The sequence below is a fragment of the Kitasatospora sp. NPDC092039 genome (genome assembly GCF_044756065.1).
In the GTDB taxonomy this organism is placed as follows: Bacteria; Actinomycetota; Actinomycetes; order Streptomycetales; family Streptomycetaceae; genus Kitasatospora.
On record NZ_JBIVSD010000001.1, the window covers coordinates 459,164 to 476,203 of the forward strand.

Here is a 17,040-nt window from a genome sequence, read left to right on the forward strand (position 1 = left end):
GCTTGCCCCGGGCGGTCCGCGACAGGCGAGCGCCGCCCCGTCCGAGGTCTCGCCGGTCCTTCGGGAAGCCGGGCCCCGGGGCCGCTCCGAAGCGGTCGGCCCCGCCGCATCCCTTGTGGTGGCCCCACCGCCGTGATAGAGGTTTGCGGCGTCGACCAGGAGCAGCACATCGCGGACTCAACAGGAGCATCGGGACGGAAACGCCGGCGAGGCCACGCTCCGACTGGCTCAGGAAGCGGCACATGCCGGGAGCGCCGGCTCCTCGGGATCAGGAACAGACTTCAGACATGGACGAACTGTGGGCCCCGCCCTCCCCCGAGGTCGCCGATGCGATCAGGTCACTGTGTCAGCGCCTGCTGACGGAGACGGAGTCCTTGGCCGACGCCTTCGCCGGGCCCGCCCTCGTGGCCCAGAACGATCCCGCCCTCCTCGCGGACGCGTCCCTGGTCGAGGAGGATCGCCTGCTCAACCGGTCCGACCTGGTCCAATGGCTGACGGCGAACATCCAGCGACCGGGGCGGCGGGTGGAGCCCTACGTCGGCCCGAGGACCACGGCGTACATCAACGACCTCGTCTCCCGTGGCATCGCGCCCGACTTCGCCGGCGCCTGGCGCGTGGCACTGGGGATCGGATGGCGGCGGTGGCTGGAGGAATGCGCGGCGCACTGCGCCGACCGCGACCTTCTCGTGGGCGTCCTGGACGTGTCGGCGAAGTCGCTGGTGCAGTACGCCCTCGACTCGGTCCAGGCCCTGCGCGAAGCCGGCCTCGCCGCCGCGATGGGAAACGCGGACGCCGGTGCGGTCGCACTGATCCAACTGATCGCCGGCGGGGCGCCGATGGCGGAGGACCTCGCCGAGGAGCGCCTCCACTACCGGATGGCGCGGTGGCACGTGGGTCTCGTGCTGTGGATCGACGACCCGCTGCGGGTCGACGCGCTGGACGGGGCGATCGCGGCCGTGCGCGCCGCCGCCGCGGGCCGGAGCGCCCTGGTCGCGCGTGCCAGCGCCACGTCGCGTTGGGTCTGGCTCTCGGGGTCGGCCGTCCCGGACCTCCACCACGTGGAGAACGCCGTGACGACGGCTGGCGAGGTCCGCGCGGCCGTCGGTAGGCCCGGACGTGGCCTCGAAGGCTTCAGGTCCAGCCACCAGGACGCTCTCGCCGCGCAGGCGCTGGTCGTCCGGCTCGGCTCCGACCGGCGGGTCACCGCCTACGCCGACGTCGAGCTGATCGACGCGCTCACGAAGGACCGTGCCGGCGCCCGCCGGTTCGTGACCAGCACCCTGGGGCCGCTGGCCGAAGCCGACACCGCACTTCGGCAGGCACTCCTCACCTACCTGCAGTGCGGCTTCAGCACCACCCGTGCAGCCGCCGACCTCTACGCTCATCGGAACACCGTCGAACGGCGGGTGTCCCGCGCCAACCAGCTCTCGGCGGTCAAGGTGGAGGACAACCCGACCCACGTCGCGGCGGCGCTCCTCGTGCTGGACATCGCTCCTGACATCGTCGCGACCGGTCCGAGCTGAACCCGCGGCGCGGGGCCGTCGTGGTACTCCGGGCTTCCTGGAGCTGCCGGCCACCGGCGCGGCCGGACCCGCCCCGGTGGGCCACCGCACGGCGCCGGACCGGCCAACGCGCCGACGGGGCGGTGCCGCCGTTTGCCCACGAAGCGCATCACAATGGGTGGCGACTCGACCACGGGAGGCAATCCATGACCATGACCCTCATCAAGGGCACCTACCAGATCAAGGACTTCGAACCGGACGGCGACACCGTCCACTTCCTTCCCGACGACATCACCATCTGGTCCCAACTACCCGGCGAGCACAAGGTCAAGCCGGACGACCACGGCGGCGCCAACCTGAGGCTGGACGGGATCGACGCGCTGGAGACCCACTTCCAGGGCGTCGGTCCCGACTTCGTGCACCAGCCGCTCGACCTGGGCGCGCACGCCGCCCGGGACGCCCTGCTGACCTGGCTGGGCTTCACCGACGTCGAGCAGGGCGCGGACGAGAAGGTCACCTCCGCCACCCCGGAGGCCGTCTCCGGGTTCATCCTCACCAGCGGCGCCGACACCTACGGGCGCTGCGTCGCCATGGTCGGCAAGGGTGCGCCGATCCCGGACGTCGCGAGCGGCACCGCCCTGCGGGTCGACGTGCCGATGCTGCACCAGACCGCCAACCACGAACTGCTCTCCCGCGGCCTGGTCTACCCGACGTTCTACAAGAACCTGCCGAAGGAACTGCGCCTCGACATGGCCGCCACCGCCCAGCGGGCGCGGGCCGAGAAGGCACCCGAGAGCGTCTGGGCCAACGACGTCACCCACAGCGGCGCCACGATCGGGGACCTGAGCTCCCTCACCGACCAACTGGTCATCATGCCGAAGCTGTTCCGACGCGTGGCCGACTACCTGCGGCTCTTCGGGCCGTCCCTCGAACACCTCCCCGCCTTCCTGGCCGGCGGGGACGACGAGTACTTCCTCTCCGAGCAGAGGAACTCGACCAAGGGCCTGCACCGCATCATCGACGTCATCGGCGACACGATCAAGCTGCGCCCCCGGATCGAGGACATCGTCTTCGTCGAGAAGTGAGCCGGAGGACACCCGCCGTGCCACCCGCCGACGACGTCCGCGGCCTCTCCGAGCACCTCACCGGCACCCCCCGCTCGACGCCCGGCTCCCCGACGCCTCCCGGCGACGCCTCCTCGCCCGCCCACCCCGGCTCCGCCGCACCCCGGCCGCCCCGGCCCGGCGGGTACGGCCAGGGGCCCCAGCACCCCTGAGCGAGCGAAGCGGGGGCCGGGGCACGGGCGGCTCAGGCCTGCCAGTGCGGCTTGCCGCTGACCATCCGGCAGTAGATCATCCGGCCGCCGGCGTCGTGGGTGCTCCTGCCCAGGTCCGCGGTGCGGCAGAACTGCCCCGCCTCGTAGCAGTTGCCCGCGTTCGAGCGGATCTCGCACCCGGTTCCGGCTCCGGCCGCCGCGGGGGGCTCGGGGTCGGTGGGCGGCTGGGCGGTGGTCACCTTCGGCTGCGGCGCCTTGGTGGCGGGCGGCTGCGGCTTGGCGCTGGGCTGGGCCGGGGGCTCTGCGGGCGGGGGCGGCGTGACCACCGGCGCCGGGGGCGCCGGCTGGACCGGCGGGGTGCCGGCCGGGGCCGGGAGCGGCGCGGCGGACGTCACCGGCGGGGTGGTCGGCGCGGCCGGGGCGGTGGTGGCGGCGACGGTCGGCGTGGCCGAGGCCTTGGCACCGCCGTCGGCGGCCGACGGGTCGCAACCGGTCAGCGCCAGACCGACGGTGAGGACGAGTCCGGCGAATCCGGCCAGGCCGACCCGACGGCGACCGGGTATCCGTGAAGTCATGGGAGGAGAACGCTCCGTTCCGTTTGGACGAGTCGTGCGATTGAAACAGCAATCGCACACGCACCGTCCACGGAACTCCCACTCGTTCGCAGATCGAGACCTTCCGGCCCCCGGGCGTCGCCACGGGGCGCCGCCCGAGCCCGCTGACCGTCCGTCAGCGAAGCCCCGCCGTCCGGCGTTCGAACACCTCGGGGCGGGCGGTCTCCAGGGCCGTGGAGACCGCACCGAGGAGCACCGCCTCCTCCCCCAGGAGGCTCGGCGCGAGCATCGGGCGCATCGGGGCGAGCCGGTGCAGGGCCTGCTCCAGCGGCTCCAGGAGAAGGTCCGCGCTGTTGCCGATCCCGCCGCCGAGCACCACCAGGTCCGGGTCGAGGACGGCCGACAGCACGGCCACCGCGTAGGCGAGCCGCTCGGCCTCCCGTTCCACCGCCCGGACCGCTGCGGCCTCCCCCGCCCGAGCCCGCTCGAACACCTGTTTCGCCGTCAGCTGCCGCGCCGGGGAGTCCCCGTCCAGTCCGAAGTCCCGGGCGGCGCGCACCACGGCGTCGGCGGCGGCGTCCTGTTCGACGGTCACGGTCGGTTCTCCGGCCCGCCCGGGCAGCGGGACCAGGCCGATCTCGCCCAGCGCGCCGTGCGCGCCGAGCAGCAGCTCGCCGTCCTTCACCACGCCCAGCCCGAGCCCGGTGCCGACCAGCAGGTAGGCGAACATCCGGCTGCCCTGCCCGGCGCCCAGGGTGTACTCGCCGAGCGCGGCCAGGTTGGCGTCGTTGGCCACCGAGACGGCCGTCCCCAGGCCCTGCGCTATCCGGTCGAACAGCCCCGGCCTTCCCCACCCGGGCAGACTGCTGGCGTAGCGCACGCCGCGACGCTGCTCGTCCCACACCCCCGGGGTGCCGATCACCGCGTGCACGATGTCCCCGGCGGACGGGCCCGCCTCGGCGATCGCCTCGTGCGCGGCGGCGACCACGGCGTCCGCGACGGCGTTCGCCGAGCGGCCCCGGTTGGCCACGTCCCGGCGGGCGACCACCGTCCCGGCCAGGTCCGCCACCGCGACCCTCAGCCGGGCCCGGCCGATGTCCACGCCGAGCACGTGCCCGGCGGTCGGGTCCACCTCGTACAGCACGGCGGTGCGGCCGCGCTCGGGAGCCAGCCGCCCGGCCTCGCGGACCAGACCGGCCCGTTCCAGCTCGGCCAGCGCGGCCGAGACGGTCGGCTTGGACAGGCCGGTGTCCCGGGCCAGCTGGGCGCGCGAGGAACCGCCACCTGTGCGCAGCAGCTCCAGCAGCAGCCACTCGTTGTTGCTGCGCAGCCGCTGCCGGTTCCACGGCACTCCGGGGGCCCCGGCCGCCGGTCGACTGGTCGGCTGGTGGGGGCTCATCGGGTTCCTCCGGTCTGGGTCTGCGGGCGCGGGTCGGGTCTGGTCGGTCTGGTCGGTTTGGTCGGTCGATCAGGTCGGTCGGGTCGGTCGGGTCCGCACGGTACGGCCGGGTCGGTACGGCTTGGCCCGGTCGGTACGGTACGGCGGGTGGGCCCGGCCCGGCCGGCGGCGTCCGGGGCCGGGCGCCGCCGCCCAAGTATGACCGGTGATCATCCGCTGTTCGCCTGCCGTATCCACACGACCGCGCGGGCGACCGGAGCGGGCCGCCCGCGCGGCGCGGGTCGCCGCGGAGCCGACCGCTCGGAACCGGCGGCGCGCTCCGTTACAGCACCGTCTCCGGCCGGTCAACGTTCCGCCCACCTGTGGGCGTGCCGCGCCCGGGCGCGTGATCATGGACGTATGCACTTCCGGCACGGCACCCGAGCGGAGGGTCCGCGGCCCGCGAAACCGGATCCCCGGTCCCTGGCGGCGGCCGCGGCGGCCCTCGCCGCGCGACTCGGCGCGATCACCGGTGGTGACAGCAGCGGTGATCGCGGCGGTGACGACAGCGGCGGTGACAGCGGCGGCGGTCGCGGCGGTGACGACGATCCGGACCGGCTGCGCGAGGTCCTCGCCGCCGCCCCGGTCGGCGTCGCGCTGCTCGACGAGCGGCTGCGCTGGCGGTACCTGAACGCGGCCTTCACCACCGCCACCGGGCTGCGCCGCGCGGACCTGCTCGGCCGGGCCGCCGGAACCACCGCCTTCGCCGGTGCCCTCGGCATCCTGCGCCGGGTGCTCGCCGACGGGCGCGACCGCGAGCACGCCACCGGCGGCCCGGACGGCGCGGGCGCGCCCGTACCGCCCGGTCTACGGGTGCGCTACCGGGCGCTGGGGCACTCCGGGCGGACCACCGGAGTGGTCGTCGTCGTGCTGGACGACCCGGACCCGGCCCGCGAGCGGCTGCGCGAGCTGGAACGGGCCCGGGCCAGGCTCGCCCTGCTGGACGCCGCCACCGAGCGGATCGGCACCACCCTCGAACTCGGCACCACCGGCGCCGAGCTCGCCGCCTTCGCCGTGCCCCGGCTCGCCGACCTCGCCACCGTGGACGTCCTGCCGCCGGAGGCCGAACCCGCCCGGGCGGGCCACGGCGTGCCCCGGCGGCTGCACCGCGTCGGCGCCCGGTCCGCACCCGCGCTGACCGCCGCCCTCGCCGGGCTGCCCCGGCCCGGCGAATCGATCCGCCACCGGGAGGGCTCGGCCGCCGCCCGAAGCCTGGCCGGCGGCGTCGCCGTGCTCACCGAGCCCGGGCCCGAGGACATCTGCCCGACCGGGACGGCCTCGGTGCTGGTCCTGCCGCTGGCCGCCCGGGGCCGCCTGATCGGGCTGCTCACCCTCGGCCGCACCGCCGCCACCCCGGCCTTCACCCCGGAGGACGCCGCCCTGCTCGGCGACCTCGCCGCCCGGGCCGCCACCGCCCTCGACAACGCCCGCCGCTTCGCCCGCTCCCAGGGCATCGCCCTGGAACTCCAGCGGGCGCTGCTCAGCGAGCCCGGCAACCCGCACCAGAACCTCTCCCTCGCCTCCCGCTACCTGCCCTCCGGAAGCGCCTCGGTGGTCGGCGGCGACTGGTTCGAGACGGTACGGCTGCCGTTCGGCCGCACCCTGCTTGCCATGGGCGACGTCATGGGGCACGGCGTGGAGGCCGCCGTCGACATGAGCCACTACCGCTCCGCGCTGCGCGACCTCGCCGGGATGGACCTGCCCCCGCACCGGATCCTGCGTCAGCTCGACAACGTCGTCTCGGCCGACGACTCCGCCCGCCCCGCGACCTGCCTGCTGGCCCTCGCCGACCCGGGCCGTGGCCGTTGGACCTTCTCCAGCGCGGGCCACCTGCCGCCCGCCCTGATCGCCCCCGACCGCCCGACCGAGCTGCTGCGCGTCCCCACCGGCCCACCGCTCGGCACCGGGCTCGGCGGCTACCAGCAGACCGCCCACCCGCTCCTGCCGGAGCAGACCCTGCTGCTCTACACCGACGGCCTGGTCGAGCGCCGGGGCGAGGACATCGACGTCTCCCTGGGGCGCCTCGCGGCCCTGCGCCTGCCCGCCACCGGGGACCTCGACGACCTGCTCGACGCCGTCCTCGCCTCGCTCGCCCCGGCTCAGGCTCAGGATCAAGCCCTGACCCCGGCCCACGCCGTCGAGGACGACATCGCGCTCCTGGTGGCCCGGCCCCGGCAGCGCTGACGGACCACCGGGCGGCCGGGCCCTGCCGGCTCCCCCTCCGGGCTCACACCTGCGCCAGCGACTGCCGGAGGTCCGCCCAGATGTCCTCCGGGTGCTCGATGCCGACCGACACCCGCACCGTCCCCGGGCCGATGCCCACCGCCGCCAACTCCCCGTCCGACAGCTGCCGGTGGGAGGTGCTGGCCGGGTGCAGCACCAGGGTGTGCACGTCGCCCAGGGAGGGGGCGAGCGAGGCGAGCCGGACGGACTCGGTGAACGTCGCGGCCGCCTCGCGCCCGCCGGCCAGGTCGAAGGCCAGGACCCCGCCGTGGCCGTCGGGCAGCAGGCGGCGGGCGCGCTCGTGGTCGGGGTGGGTGGGCAGGCCCGGGTAGTGGACCGCGGCGACCGCGGGGTGGGCGGCGAGCCGGCCGGCCAGGTCGAGCGCGGTCTCGCAGTGGCGGCGGACCCGCAGGGCGAGGGTCTGCATGCCGCGCAGGGTCAGCCAGGCGGCGAACGGGTCGGCGGAGGCGCCGAGTTCGAGCGAACGCCGCCAGACCTGGCGGTACAGCTCCGGGTCGGCGAAGACGGCGATCCCGCCGAGGACGTCCGAGTGCCCGCCGAGGTACTTGGTCACGGAGTGGATCACGATGTCCGCCCCGTGCTCGATCGGGCGGCACAGCAGTGGGGTCGCGAAGGTGTTGTCCACCACGCTCACCACCCCGGCCCGCCGGGCGACGGCGATCAGCCCGGGCAGGTCGGTGACCCGGGTGGTGGGGTTGGAGACGGTCTCCAGGAGCAGCACCCGGGTCGTGGGCCGCAGCGCGACATCCACCCCGGCGGGGTCGTCGCCGCTCACGTAGGTGACCTCGACGCCCCAGCGCTCGGTGAGGTCGGTCAGCGCGCTGACGGTGCCACCGTACAGGCTGCGCTGGGCGATCACGTGGTCGCCGGCGCGCAGCAGGGCGAGCAGCGCGGTGTTGATCGCGCCCATGCCGGAGGCGGTGGCCAGGGCGCCGGTGCCGCCCTCCAGTCCGGCGACGGCCTGCTCCAGCGAGCGGACGGTGGGGTTGCCGAAGCGGTTGTAGAAGAACGCGCCGTCCGGTCCGCCGTGGGCCTCGGTGAGCGCGTCGCTGGTGTCGAAGGCGAACAGGTGGCCCTGGTGCAGCGGGACGCCGAGCGGACGGCTGCCGGTCACCTCGGCGAGCGGCGGGTGGACGACCCGGCTCTCGGGGCGCAGCCCGTCGTTCGTACCGGAGGTGGCGTGCGGGGCCCCGTCGGGGTGGAAGTCGTTCATGGCGCTCATCCTCGGACGGCCCCGGCGCCCCGACCAGGGCCAATCGCCGTCAAGTGGCCCTGGTCGGGTGGTCGTTCCGGCTCCACCGCCCTGCGGGCGGCGACGAACGCACCGTCGCGGCCGCGTACGGGCCGCGGACCTCTCGCCTGCGGCCCCGCCCCGGCTACTTGCGTCGACTGAAGATCCGCTTGGCGGCGTAGACGATCCCGATGATCAGCAGCACGACGAGCACGATGAGCAGGATGACCACGACCAGCAGGAACTTGCCCAGCTTGGCGAAGAAACCCTTCTTCTTCTTCTTTTTCTCGTCCTTGGACGCGAGGTGAGCGGCGTCGACGGCGGCCGCGGCGCGCGCCTCGGTGCGGACCTCCCGGCCGGAGTCCACCGCCTCGGCACCCGCGCCCTGCGTGCCTGCCGCGCCCGGGTTCGCGACGGCGGCCGCGACGGTGCGGGGTGCGGCCACCGCCGCCGCGCCCGAAGCCGCGGCGGTGAGGCCGACGGCGGCCAGCAGGGCCACCAGGGCGCCGGCTATCGAACGTGCGATCCGATCAGTCATCGTGCTCCTCATACGAGTCCAGGCAGTCATGGTCTGACCAGCTGGTCTTCCCATCCGCGCCCAGTATGCTCCACTGCTCTTCTACAGCAGTGTAAGAATCCGAAGCGCCGGCCCTGCCCGGATCGCCTCCGGCCGCGGGCCACCCGCCCCCGCCGCTCCGACGGGCACGCATGGCAACCGCGGAGGATGACGTCGAGTCCGGCCGCCCGGGTTCCCCGGAGCCCCGAATTCGCCACACCGGCCTGGCGCGGTGGTTCGAGGTTGCCGGTGGTGGTGATCCGATGTCAGGGACGGCGGATACGGTTCGCCGTCATGGACGCCGCTGATCTCGACTATCGGGCCCGGACGCAGTCCGGCTGCATTCCGCCGGATCTGGTCTCCCGGTTTCTCGAACGAGGCTGCGCCGACGTGCTGGACCGGTGGGCGGGGTGCGGGGAGTGGTTCTGCGCGCGTGAGTGGGCGCGGCTGCTCGGTGCTGGGTTCTCCACGCCCTGTCCGAGCTGTGCCCCGTCCACGGCCGCCCCGAGGACGGCCTGGCCCACCTGGACGAGCCCAAGGCCGGCCGCGGCGGCAAGGAGGAGTGGGAGCTGTTCTGGATGCGGCTGCCGCTGACAGCCGCCAGTGCGGGCGTCGACGCGGCAGTCGCACGGGCCCGGGCTCACCCCGAGGGGGACACCTGGTACGCGGCCGAGCACATCGCGCAGTTCCTGGCCGACGCCGGACGCACCGAGGAGGCCGTCGCCGTCCTTGAGCAGCACGCCCCCGTCAATCTCGGCGTCCTGGCCGGCTACCTCATCGACCTCGGCCGGATCGACGAGGCCGTGGCCCTCCTGCGACAGCACAGTCCCCGGCCGCCTCAACCGGTGACCGGCCCCTTCCACGACGACCCTCCGTTCTGAGGCGGCTGGCCGGCTATCGAGCTCCCGTCAGACGGGCTCCGAGACCGCGGCCGGTAGAGCTGCCGTCGCAGACGTCCTCCCGGCCCCGGACGCGTGCTGGCCGGGGGTTCGCAGTACCTGGAATGGGTGCTGGATGCCGACGGTGTGGATGCGCTTGTTCACGTCGCAGGTCCCGTCGGCTGTGAGCACCGCGTGGTCCTCGTGTCGGTACTCGACCACGTAGTCGCACAGGTTCGTCGCGGACGGCTTCGGCGTCCCGCTCGACATGGCTCAGCAGGTGATGCACGGCATCGGGACCTTCTCTCCGTCCCATGCGGCGATGGTTCAGCAGTCCTTCCGCGGCAGGCCCGCGAGCAGTCCCAGGACCGGTCGCCGCAGTCCAGTTGGCGAACGACTCGCTTGAGACGATGGCCACGCCGTTCTTCTCCTCCCGTTCGGCCAGCACCTGGAAGAGCAACTCGGCGACCCTGGGGTCGAGTTCCACGTCGCCCAGCTCATCGATGCGGAGCAGGTCGACGCGGCCGTAACGGGCGATGGACGTGACCAGTTGCTTCTGGTCGGCGGCCACGGCCAGCTCGTTGACGAGCTTGGTGGCCACCATGTACCTGACCCGGAAACCGGCCACGCGACCTCGGTGCCGAGCGCGATCAGCAGGCGGGACTTGCCTCCGAGGGCAGCAGCGCCCGGGCCGAGGAGCCGGAGGGGGTTTGTCCCGGGGAACGGCGACGGCGAGTGGGCCGTGCACACACGGGTAGGCCGGTGGAGGTCCGCGGACGCTCTGGCACGGCAGGCGCTCAGGACGACCAGAACGGGTCGTCGTACCGGGGAATGACGTCGAGGTTGCCGTTGGGCAGGGTCGGCTCGGGCACGTAGGTGCCGAAGGGGTCACGGTCGCGGATGACCGGGATGGGGCCCACGGTGGCCTGGAAGGTGATGTTCCCGGCGGCGCCGAAGAGCACGCACAGGCCGTACCCGGCGCCGGTGGCGGCGAACATGGCGGGCTGATGGGGGTTGACGGAGGTGATCGTGTACCCGCGGGCCTGCCAGGTGCGTTCGGTGATGCCCAGCAGAGCGCCGTACTTGGCCGGGGAGACCCTGGTCATGACATAGCGGTCGCGAGTGGCGACGGCGTAGCTCGGGGCTCCGTCGTCGGGACCGGCGGCCAGTTCGACGGAGCGCGGCCAGCCGTCCCAGCAGCGAAGACGGGGACGGAGTGCCGACACCGTCTCGTCGAGGAGCGCATCGAGTGCCTGGACTGCCTGTTCGGGAGTCATGTGAAGCCTTCTGACGATGAGGGAGCGGGCCTCGGACAGGACAGGGCGCGGTCGCGCCCACGCGCGTGGCGGCCCCGAGGACGCGGGTCGGCACCACGCTTCCCGTGGTTCAGTGCGACCAGAACGGGTCGTCGTACCGGGGAAGGACGTCGAGGTTGCCGTTGGCCGCGACGGGGTCGGGCGTGGGGGTGCCGAACGGGTCGCGGTCGCGGATGACGGGGATGTGGGGGACGGCCGCGCTGATGTCGATGTTGCCGAACTCGAAGACGGTGACGGTGATGCTGCTGCCGTCCGGCGTCCGGGCGGCCAGGGTCGGCAGGGCGGAGCCGGCCGGGGTGGCGACGGTGTAGCCCTTGGCCTTCCAGCCCTGCCCGACCATGTCAAGCAGGGCCGCGTACTTGGCCGGGGCGATCTTCGTCATGATGTGGCGGTCACGTGTGGCGGTGGCGTAGCCCAGTGAACGGTCCTTGATCCCACCCGCCTGCTCGGTGGAGCGGGGCCAGGCGTCCCAGTACCGCGGACGTGGCTGGACCTGCGACAGGGAGTCCTCGAGGAGGGCGTCGAGGCGCCGCACGGCCTGCTCAGGCGGCACCAGGGAGGCGGACGCCTTGGGCTGTGCCACGTCGGTGACGGCACCGCAGGCCGTCAGGACGAACACGAGCGCCCCGGGTACGGCGGACGCGGCCAGGCGTCGCGGCAACGGCTTGTTCGGGGATGTGCTCATCGCGGGTCCTGCCTGGTGACGTTCGCATACCTGCCGGCCACGATCTGGCCGATGTTGTTGCTCGAGACCGCGTTGTCGAACGGGCCGGCGTTCGGGTTCGGCTTCTCCATGTAGGTGGAGTGGGAATCCTGCGGCAGTCCGATCGGGACGGCGAACCGGTTGGCGCCGAACTCCTTGCCGGCCGGGTCCTGGCCGAACCACAGTTGGTTGGGAGGGCCGCCGGCCGCGGTGTACAGGTCGTCGGCGTAAGGCCCCATGGCGGGGTACAGGCTGCCGAACGCAACGCGGGCCGGGGACGGCAGGTGGCTCACGGGGTCGCTGTCCGCGGCTCCGACCCAGACGTGGCCGGGATCGATGTTCAGCTGCGAGGCGTTCTGCGCGCCGGTCCCAGGTGAACCGATGAGGATGATGTCGTCGGCGCCGGTCCCCCCGGGCATCTGCGCACCCATGCCGGCCGTGGTCGAGCCGTAGCTGTGGGCGAGGGCGACCAGGTGAGCGGCCTGGCCCTCGTGAGTGGCGCGAAGGCCCGACATGAACTTGTCGTAGGCGGCACCGCCCTTGGCGGCGCGGTCGGTGTCCGTCACCTCGAGAGGCCGGGTATCGCCCTCGGAGAGGTTGCCCAGACCCGGCGGCGGGTCGTAGCCGAGCCAGACCATCGAGGCGGCCGAGGCGGTGGGATCGGCGTTCTGCGTCGCCTTCCACACGTTGTACGCGCGGTCGCCGTCCTTGTTGGCGACGTCGGCGAGGGTGGTGCCCAGACCCGGGACGTACGCGCTGACGTTCTTCGCGGTGTCCGGATTGCCGTACGACAGGATGCCGCGGCCCTGGCCCTCCTCACTGACCCCGATCAGGAACATCGGCGGCGGCTGCTCCCCGTGCACCTTCAGCTTGTCCCTGATCGCGCGGAAGCCGTCCAGTTTCTGCTTCTCGTCGTCCGTCAGGCCGGGCTTGTGCTCGTAGGCGTCGATCAGGTGGGACAGCTGGATGCGGTTGGCCTGGTCACGGGCCACTGCCGGGATGCCGTCACGCATGCCCAGGAGGTCCGGGTAGGCCTGGATGAGGTGCTGCTGCTCGTCCGGGGGCAGGCTGTTCCACCAGGAGTTCACGTCGGTGGCCGGGGTCCCGGCGGGTGGGAATCCGGCCGTCATCAGATCGACACCCTGCTGGGTGACGGCCTTCAGGTCGGCGGCGGCCTTTTCGATCTCCAGCCCGGTGCCGTTGCGTGCCCGGGCCGTCAGGGCGTCGAGCAGGGCGGCGATCTTCTGGTCCGCGTTGTCGGCTTCGGCGACGGCTGCTGACATCCGGGCCGCCAGCGCCTTCGCCCGCTCGGGGATGTTGTAACCCGGGTCGTTCTGCTCGGTCTTGGACGGTGCGGGCCAGCTCACCGCCCCGTCGTCCGAGACGGTCAGGCCCAGGTTCTTCGCGTCCTGCAGCGCCTCCTTGAGCTTGGCCTGGGCCAGCAGGAGGCTGTCGAGGGCTTCGCGCAGCAGCCCGGAGACCGCCGACATCTCGGTGTGTGCCGCGTCCAGACGTGTGCTGGTGCGCTGCAGCGAGGCGTTGGCCGCGCCGGCGGCGTTGCCGACCCAGTTCGCGTTGAAGACGTGCTTGGTGACCTCGTGCTGCATCGTCTGGACGTGTTTGCCGAAGTTGACGGCGAGGGTGTCGTAGGCGGTGGCCGCGGGCCCCAGGCCGGCCAGGTTGGTGTCTCGCAGTTGGGCGAGGGTGACCATCAGCTTCCCCCCTGCGAGGCTCCGGCGCCGGACGGGCTGAGGCCGGCGGCGCCGTTGCTGTCGGCGTTGCGGTAGCCGGCCGCTGTCTGGCTCAGTTTCAGGCTGACCTGGTCGACCTCCGTGGCGAGACTCTTCAGGCACTCCTCCCAGGCGGCCGTGCAGTTCTGCAGCGACGCCCCGACACGCCAACCCGACAGAGCGGAGACGGCCTTGTCCGAGGGCTCGTGGATGGCCTTGAGCTCGTTCGGCATCGCCTCACCGGTCTCCTTCGCGGCCTTCGCCGCCGCGTCCAGGTCCGCCGGGTTCACCCCGAACGTCGGCCCGGCCGTCGGTGCGGCGGACGGAACGGCGTAGGGCCCACCCGGCCCGTCCGAGTTCGCGTACGCGTTCATGGATGTTCGTCCCCCCTGTCGTGCGAGCCGCGTGATGCCGCACACCGCTTCGACTGCGAGTGCGATGCGGTTCGCACGACTCGTACGTGTGACCGTTTATTCGCGCAGGGTGACCGTAGCAGATGCGCCGCACCCCCACGGCCTCCCAGGCGACTTCAGCCGTTCGTCCGGGCTGCGGTGTCAGCGGGTCAGCCGCGCCGGCGAGCCCGGGCGAGCCGGTCCCTGATCGGGTGGCCGGTGCGCCGGCTCCGCCGTCCGGCCGGTTCACCGCCGTTGCGGTTCCCGATCCCGGAGGACGGGGCGACTACGGGTACTCATGCGACGGGGCGTAGGCACCGGGCAGCATCGGTGCCTTGACGAGGCGACAGGGTGCGCGGTCGGACCCGAGGATGTTCGCGAGCCGGGTCACGGCCGGGCTGCTGGTGGTCGGCGCCGTTGTCCGTCGGCGGGGTGAAGGTTGCCGACGCCTGGCGGGCGGAGCTGTTCCCGGCCGCCGGTCCCGTCACCGTCGCGCAGGGACTGGACGCGCGGACGCAGACGGTCCACGACGCGTTGCGGTTGGCCCGGAGGTTGCTCGACCCCGGTGGCCGAGGGCCGGTATCGAGGCCACCCTCTACACCCGCCCCCTCGCGCGTCCGTGGACGAGTACCTGAACGATTCCCCGCCCCATGAACCCGGAACAGCCGCGGTCAACGCGCGTCGGGCGCTCTCGGGCGCGGCCCCGGCCGATATCGCGGAGGCGTTGGCCTGGGCGAGGAGGATGCTGACGGCGGCCGGATGGGAGGTCACGTGGAGCGCCCGACAGCGCCTTCACTGCCTGGCGTCCTGCGACGTCGTTGTCGCCCAGTGCGACGACGCGGTTCATGGTCCAAGCACGTCGAGACCGCCCGGGCCCGATGGCGCGCGATCACCGGCGCCCACCTCGTCCCGCTGGTCGGCATCGGGCCCGCCCGAACGCGGTCAGCTCGTCGAACGCCCCGCAAACCTCGCAGCATGATCGTACTCAGCTGCACACTGAGGCCGATGTGAAGAACCGCACAGAGGACCCGGACGCCCATGCTGAACCCACTCGACGCGCCGGCCGCAGTGACAGCCGCAGCCGAACTGCTCGAGGAACTGCTCGATGACCGCAATCCATTCGTGTCATCCATAGAGCTGTCCCTGCAGTCCCAGTGGCTGCGTCGACACCCGGTCATGACTGGACGAGGGGTCTGGCTCAAGCGGTGTACGACGCGGGGACCAGTGGACACCAGGTGGGAAAGTCGGTCGTGCCGTTCGAGTCACCACGAGCCTGGCGGGACATTCTCCGCCTAGAGGTAACCGACGGCATCATGCAGCCCGTTCGGAGGTGGCAGGACGCCAACCCGCGGACGCCCGCCGAGATCCGGCAGGCAGGCGAACTCGCCGATGATATCGCCGACCTCATCGAAGCCCATCCGGGGCCCGTCCGAAGCTCCGGTGACGTCGACGGCCCGCGCATGGGCATGGGCATGGGCATGGGCGCCATATGGTCGCGCAGCCTGCTGTTGTTCACCAGCGACTGGGCTACCGTCCTCCCTCTCGGGCTTGATGACTGACCGCACACATCCCCGTCGCTGCGGCCGCCGCTCCAGCGGCTCTCATGAACTTCGGCCGCTCGCAAGGCCGACGGGGATCTCCGACCGTTGCCGCCGGGACGTCCCGGCCGGTCCGCTCAGAGGCCGGACACCGGCAGCAGCTGTACCCGCGACGGGTCGAACGGCTGCCAGAGCGCGGGCTGTCCGCTGCGGCCGACCCGCAGCCGGCACCAGCGCCGCCCGGCCGCGTCCTGCCACCACGCGCTGATCCGGCCGACCGCCCAGGTGCCGCCGCCGAGGTGCACCTCGACCGGCTGGTAGACCCACCGGACGTCCCGGTCCGCCGGTTGCGGGTCCGCCCGGTCTCCGGCGACCTCGGGACTGCGCTGACTCTCCATCACGGCTCCGCCTCCCCGGCCCGGACCCGGCCGCCGGACGCGCCCTCGGAGCGGCCGTCAGCCGGGGTACAGCTCACGCTCCGGACTCTACAGGCGTGTAGATGTCGATGGGGGAGTTCCGTCGAAGACGATCGATCCGGGTTGGTCCGCCGGAGCTGCGGCGGGCGAGGCGGCCTCAGCCGTCCTGCCGCGCCGAGGCCCCAGCCGCTTCGTCTCGCGCGTACGTCCGTGCGACTACGCTCCGCGCGACGGCTCCGTGGGCGCCGACGCCCGGCGCGCCGACCGCCGCCGCTGCCACAGGGCGAGCGGCACGATCCCGGCCAGTGCGGCGGCCTCCGGTGCCGGCGGCGCCTCGAACGGCGTCGTCCCGGCCGGGACGCCGGCCGCGCCCGCCGCCCCGGCCGGCACCTCGTCGAAGGTGTCCGGGACCGGCAGGGTGGACCAGTCGGACACCGGCCAGGCGACCACGAAGGCCCGGCCGACCACGTTGTCCACGGGCACGAAGCCGTCGCCGCTCTGGTTGTGGTGCCAGCGGGAGTCCCGCGAGTTGTTGCGGTGGTCGCCCATCACCCAGAGCTTGCCCTTGGGCACGGTGATGGTGCCGACCGGGTCGTTGTCGCAGGGCGTCGAGCCGGGGAACAGGTACGGCTCGTCCAGCGCGACGCCGTTCACCTTCAGCGGCGCGCCCACCTCGCAGTCGAGGGTGTCCCCGCCGACCGCGATCACCCGCTTGATCAGGTCCTTCTCGTCCGCCGAGGGCATCAGGCCGACGGTGCTGAGCGCCTTCTGGACGGTGCCCATCACGGAGTCGCCGGAGGTCGTCGGCGTGCCCTCCAGCCAGCCGCCCGGATCGCGGAACACCACCACCTCGCCGCGCTCGGGCTCGGCGCCGAACCACGGGGTGAACTTGTCCACCAGCACCCGGTCGCCGATCGCGAGGGTCTGCTCCATCGAGCCGGAGGGGATGGAGAAGGCCTGCACGAAGAAGGTCTTGATGCCGAGCGAGAGCAGCAGCGCGATCACCAGCAGGATCGGCAGCTCCTGCCAGAACGGGCGCTTCTTCCGGGCGCGCTCGGCCTCCTTGCCGGTCTTCGCGGGAGCGTCGGCCTCCTCGGGAGCACCGGCGGCCGAGCCCGCGCCCGAGCCCGCGTCCTGCGCCTCCGCGGTGCCCGGACCCGCCTCCGGCCGGCCGTTCCCGGCCTCCCCGCGTTCCCCGGCTCCGCCGCTCTCCCCGGACTCCGCGCTCTGCTGCACACTCATCTCCTCGGCCCCTCCGACGGCCTG

16 protein-coding genes and 1 pseudogene are annotated in these 17,040 nt (G+C 73.2%); 6 read left to right on the forward strand and 11 right to left on the reverse strand.

Annotation, left to right across the window (positions count from 1 at the left end):
- Nucleotides 1-287 precede the first annotated feature (287 nt).
- The 3 genes from ACIQI7_RS01980 to ACIQI7_RS01990 all read left to right on the forward strand — a co-directional run bounded on the left by ACIQI7_RS01980 (nt 288) and on the right by ACIQI7_RS01990 (nt 2,778).
- On the forward strand, nt 288-1,523 hold the full coding sequence (locus ACIQI7_RS01980; RefSeq protein WP_401103923.1) for a PucR family transcriptional regulator: 1,236 nt from the start codon (nt 288-290) through the stop codon (nt 1,521-1,523).
- A gap of 185 nt (nt 1,524-1,708) precedes the next feature.
- Nucleotides 1,709-2,587, forward strand: a complete 879-nt coding sequence (locus ACIQI7_RS01985; RefSeq protein WP_401103925.1) for a nuclease — start codon at nt 1,709-1,711, stop codon at nt 2,585-2,587.
- A 17-nt stretch (nt 2,588-2,604) separates the two neighbouring features.
- Nucleotides 2,605-2,778, forward strand: a complete 174-nt coding sequence (locus tag ACIQI7_RS01990) for a hypothetical protein (protein WP_401103926.1) — start codon at nt 2,605-2,607, stop codon at nt 2,776-2,778.
- Nucleotides 2,779-2,810: 32 nt separating this feature from the next.
- Here the strand turns inward: ACIQI7_RS01990 and ACIQI7_RS01995 are convergent, their stop codons facing one another.
- Entirely contained in the window at nt 2,811-3,353 is a 543-nt protein-coding gene (locus ACIQI7_RS01995) for a hypothetical protein (RefSeq protein ID WP_401103928.1), read from the reverse strand.
- 154 nt (nt 3,354-3,507) lie between these two features.
- On the reverse strand, nt 3,508-4,731 hold the full coding sequence (locus ACIQI7_RS02000; RefSeq protein ID WP_401103930.1) for an ROK family protein: 1,224 nt from the start codon (nt 4,729-4,731) through the stop codon (nt 3,508-3,510).
- 399 nt (nt 4,732-5,130) lie between these two features.
- On the opposite strand from ACIQI7_RS02000, the gene ACIQI7_RS02005 reads away from it, so the two are divergent.
- Nucleotides 5,131-6,954: a SpoIIE family protein phosphatase gene (locus ACIQI7_RS02005; RefSeq protein ID WP_401103932.1), complete on the forward strand. Its 1,824-nt coding sequence runs from the start codon at nt 5,131-5,133 to the stop codon at nt 6,952-6,954.
- Nucleotides 6,955-6,997: 43 nt separating this feature from the next.
- Here ACIQI7_RS02005 and ACIQI7_RS02010 read toward each other — a convergent pair whose 3' ends face one another.
- The gene (locus ACIQI7_RS02010) at nt 6,998-8,227 is read right to left on the reverse strand and encodes a trans-sulfuration enzyme family protein (RefSeq protein ID WP_401103934.1); all 1,230 of its coding nucleotides are present in this window, start codon (nt 8,225-8,227) and stop codon (nt 6,998-7,000) included.
- 163 nt (nt 8,228-8,390) lie between these two features.
- Nucleotides 8,391-8,783 (reverse strand): hypothetical protein, encoded by a 393-nt coding sequence (locus ACIQI7_RS02015; RefSeq protein ID WP_401103936.1) that lies wholly within the window; start codon nt 8,781-8,783, stop codon nt 8,391-8,393.
- A gap of 455 nt (nt 8,784-9,238) precedes the next feature.
- Here ACIQI7_RS02015 and ACIQI7_RS02020 point away from each other — a divergent pair, with 455 nt between their 5' ends.
- Nucleotides 9,239-9,682: a hypothetical protein gene (locus ACIQI7_RS02020; RefSeq protein ID WP_401103938.1), complete on the forward strand. Its 444-nt coding sequence runs from the start codon at nt 9,239-9,241 to the stop codon at nt 9,680-9,682.
- Between the two features lie 376 nt (nt 9,683-10,058).
- On the opposite strand, the pseudogene ACIQI7_RS02025 reads toward ACIQI7_RS02020, so the two are convergent.
- The 5 genes and pseudogenes from ACIQI7_RS02025 to ACIQI7_RS02045 form a co-directional block, all read right to left on the reverse strand.
- A pseudogene (locus tag ACIQI7_RS02025) lies at nt 10,059-10,387 on the reverse strand (ATP-binding protein); the annotation flags it as partial.
- An 89-nt stretch (nt 10,388-10,476) separates the two neighbouring features.
- Nucleotides 10,477-10,956, reverse strand: a complete 480-nt coding sequence (locus ACIQI7_RS02030) for a hypothetical protein (RefSeq protein WP_401103940.1) — start codon at nt 10,954-10,956, stop codon at nt 10,477-10,479.
- Nucleotides 10,957-11,065: 109 nt separating this feature from the next.
- Complete coding sequence (locus ACIQI7_RS02035; RefSeq protein WP_401103942.1) at nt 11,066-11,680, reverse strand: hypothetical protein; 615 nt, start codon at nt 11,678-11,680, stop codon at nt 11,066-11,068.
- Nucleotides 11,677-13,410 carry an alpha/beta hydrolase gene (locus tag ACIQI7_RS02040; protein ID WP_401103944.1) on the reverse strand — a complete coding sequence of 578 codons (1,734 nt, stop codon included), beginning with the start codon at nt 13,408-13,410 and terminating at the stop codon, nt 11,677-11,679. Before ACIQI7_RS02040 ends, ACIQI7_RS02035 begins: the two co-directional genes overlap by 4 nt.
- Nucleotides 13,410-13,802: a hypothetical protein gene (locus ACIQI7_RS02045; RefSeq protein WP_401103946.1), complete on the reverse strand. Its 393-nt coding sequence runs from the start codon at nt 13,800-13,802 to the stop codon at nt 13,410-13,412. The genes ACIQI7_RS02040 and ACIQI7_RS02045 overlap by 1 nt, the downstream gene beginning before the upstream one ends.
- 1,253 nt (nt 13,803-15,055) lie before the next feature.
- Between ACIQI7_RS02045 and ACIQI7_RS02050 the strand changes: the two genes are divergently transcribed.
- Nucleotides 15,056-15,379, forward strand: coding sequence for a hypothetical protein (locus ACIQI7_RS02050; protein ID WP_401103948.1), 324 nt, complete (start codon nt 15,056-15,058; stop codon nt 15,377-15,379).
- 116 nt (nt 15,380-15,495) lie between these two features.
- Here the strand turns inward: ACIQI7_RS02050 and ACIQI7_RS02055 are convergent, their stop codons facing one another.
- Nucleotides 15,496-15,759 carry a hypothetical protein gene (locus ACIQI7_RS02055; RefSeq protein ID WP_401103950.1) on the reverse strand — a complete coding sequence of 88 codons (264 nt, stop codon included), beginning with the start codon at nt 15,757-15,759 and terminating at the stop codon, nt 15,496-15,498.
- 231 nt (nt 15,760-15,990) lie between these two features.
- Complete coding sequence (lepB, locus tag ACIQI7_RS02060) at nt 15,991-17,016, reverse strand: signal peptidase I (protein ID WP_401103951.1); 1,026 nt, start codon at nt 17,014-17,016, stop codon at nt 15,991-15,993.
- Nucleotides 17,017-17,040 lie beyond the last annotated feature (24 nt).

What these genes read in the sequence shown, in the direction of transcription:
- ACIQI7_RS01980 (WP_401103923.1), top strand. Translation starts at nt 288, where the DNA reads ATGGACGAACTGTGGGCCCCGCCCTCCCCCGAGGTCGCCGATGCGATC.
- ACIQI7_RS01985 (WP_401103925.1), top strand. Translation starts at nt 1,709, where the DNA reads ATGACCATGACCCTCATCAAGGGCACCTACCAGATCAAGGACTTCGAA.
- ACIQI7_RS01995 (WP_401103928.1), bottom strand. Translation starts at nt 3,353, where the DNA reads ATGACTTCACGGATACCCGGTCGCCGTCGGGTCGGCCTGGCCGGATTC.
- ACIQI7_RS02000 (WP_401103930.1), bottom strand. Translation starts at nt 4,731, where the DNA reads ATGAGCCCCCACCAGCCGACCAGTCGACCGGCGGCCGGGGCCCCCGGA.
- ACIQI7_RS02005 (WP_401103932.1), top strand. Translation starts at nt 5,131, where the DNA reads ATGCACTTCCGGCACGGCACCCGAGCGGAGGGTCCGCGGCCCGCGAAA.
- ACIQI7_RS02010 (WP_401103934.1), bottom strand. Translation starts at nt 8,227, where the DNA reads ATGAACGACTTCCACCCCGACGGGGCCCCGCACGCCACCTCCGGTACG.
- ACIQI7_RS02015 (WP_401103936.1), bottom strand. Translation starts at nt 8,783, where the DNA reads ATGACTGATCGGATCGCACGTTCGATAGCCGGCGCCCTGGTGGCCCTG.
- ACIQI7_RS02030 (WP_401103940.1), bottom strand. Translation starts at nt 10,956, where the DNA reads ATGACTCCCGAACAGGCAGTCCAGGCACTCGATGCGCTCCTCGACGAG.
- ACIQI7_RS02035 (WP_401103942.1), bottom strand. Translation starts at nt 11,680, where the DNA reads ATGAGCACATCCCCGAACAAGCCGTTGCCGCGACGCCTGGCCGCGTCC.
- ACIQI7_RS02040 (WP_401103944.1), bottom strand. Translation starts at nt 13,410, where the DNA reads ATGGTCACCCTCGCCCAACTGCGAGACACCAACCTGGCCGGCCTGGGG.
- ACIQI7_RS02045 (WP_401103946.1), bottom strand. Translation starts at nt 13,802, where the DNA reads ATGAACGCGTACGCGAACTCGGACGGGCCGGGTGGGCCCTACGCCGTT.
- lepB (WP_401103951.1), bottom strand. Translation starts at nt 17,016, where the DNA reads ATGAGTGTGCAGCAGAGCGCGGAGTCCGGGGAGAGCGGCGGAGCCGGG.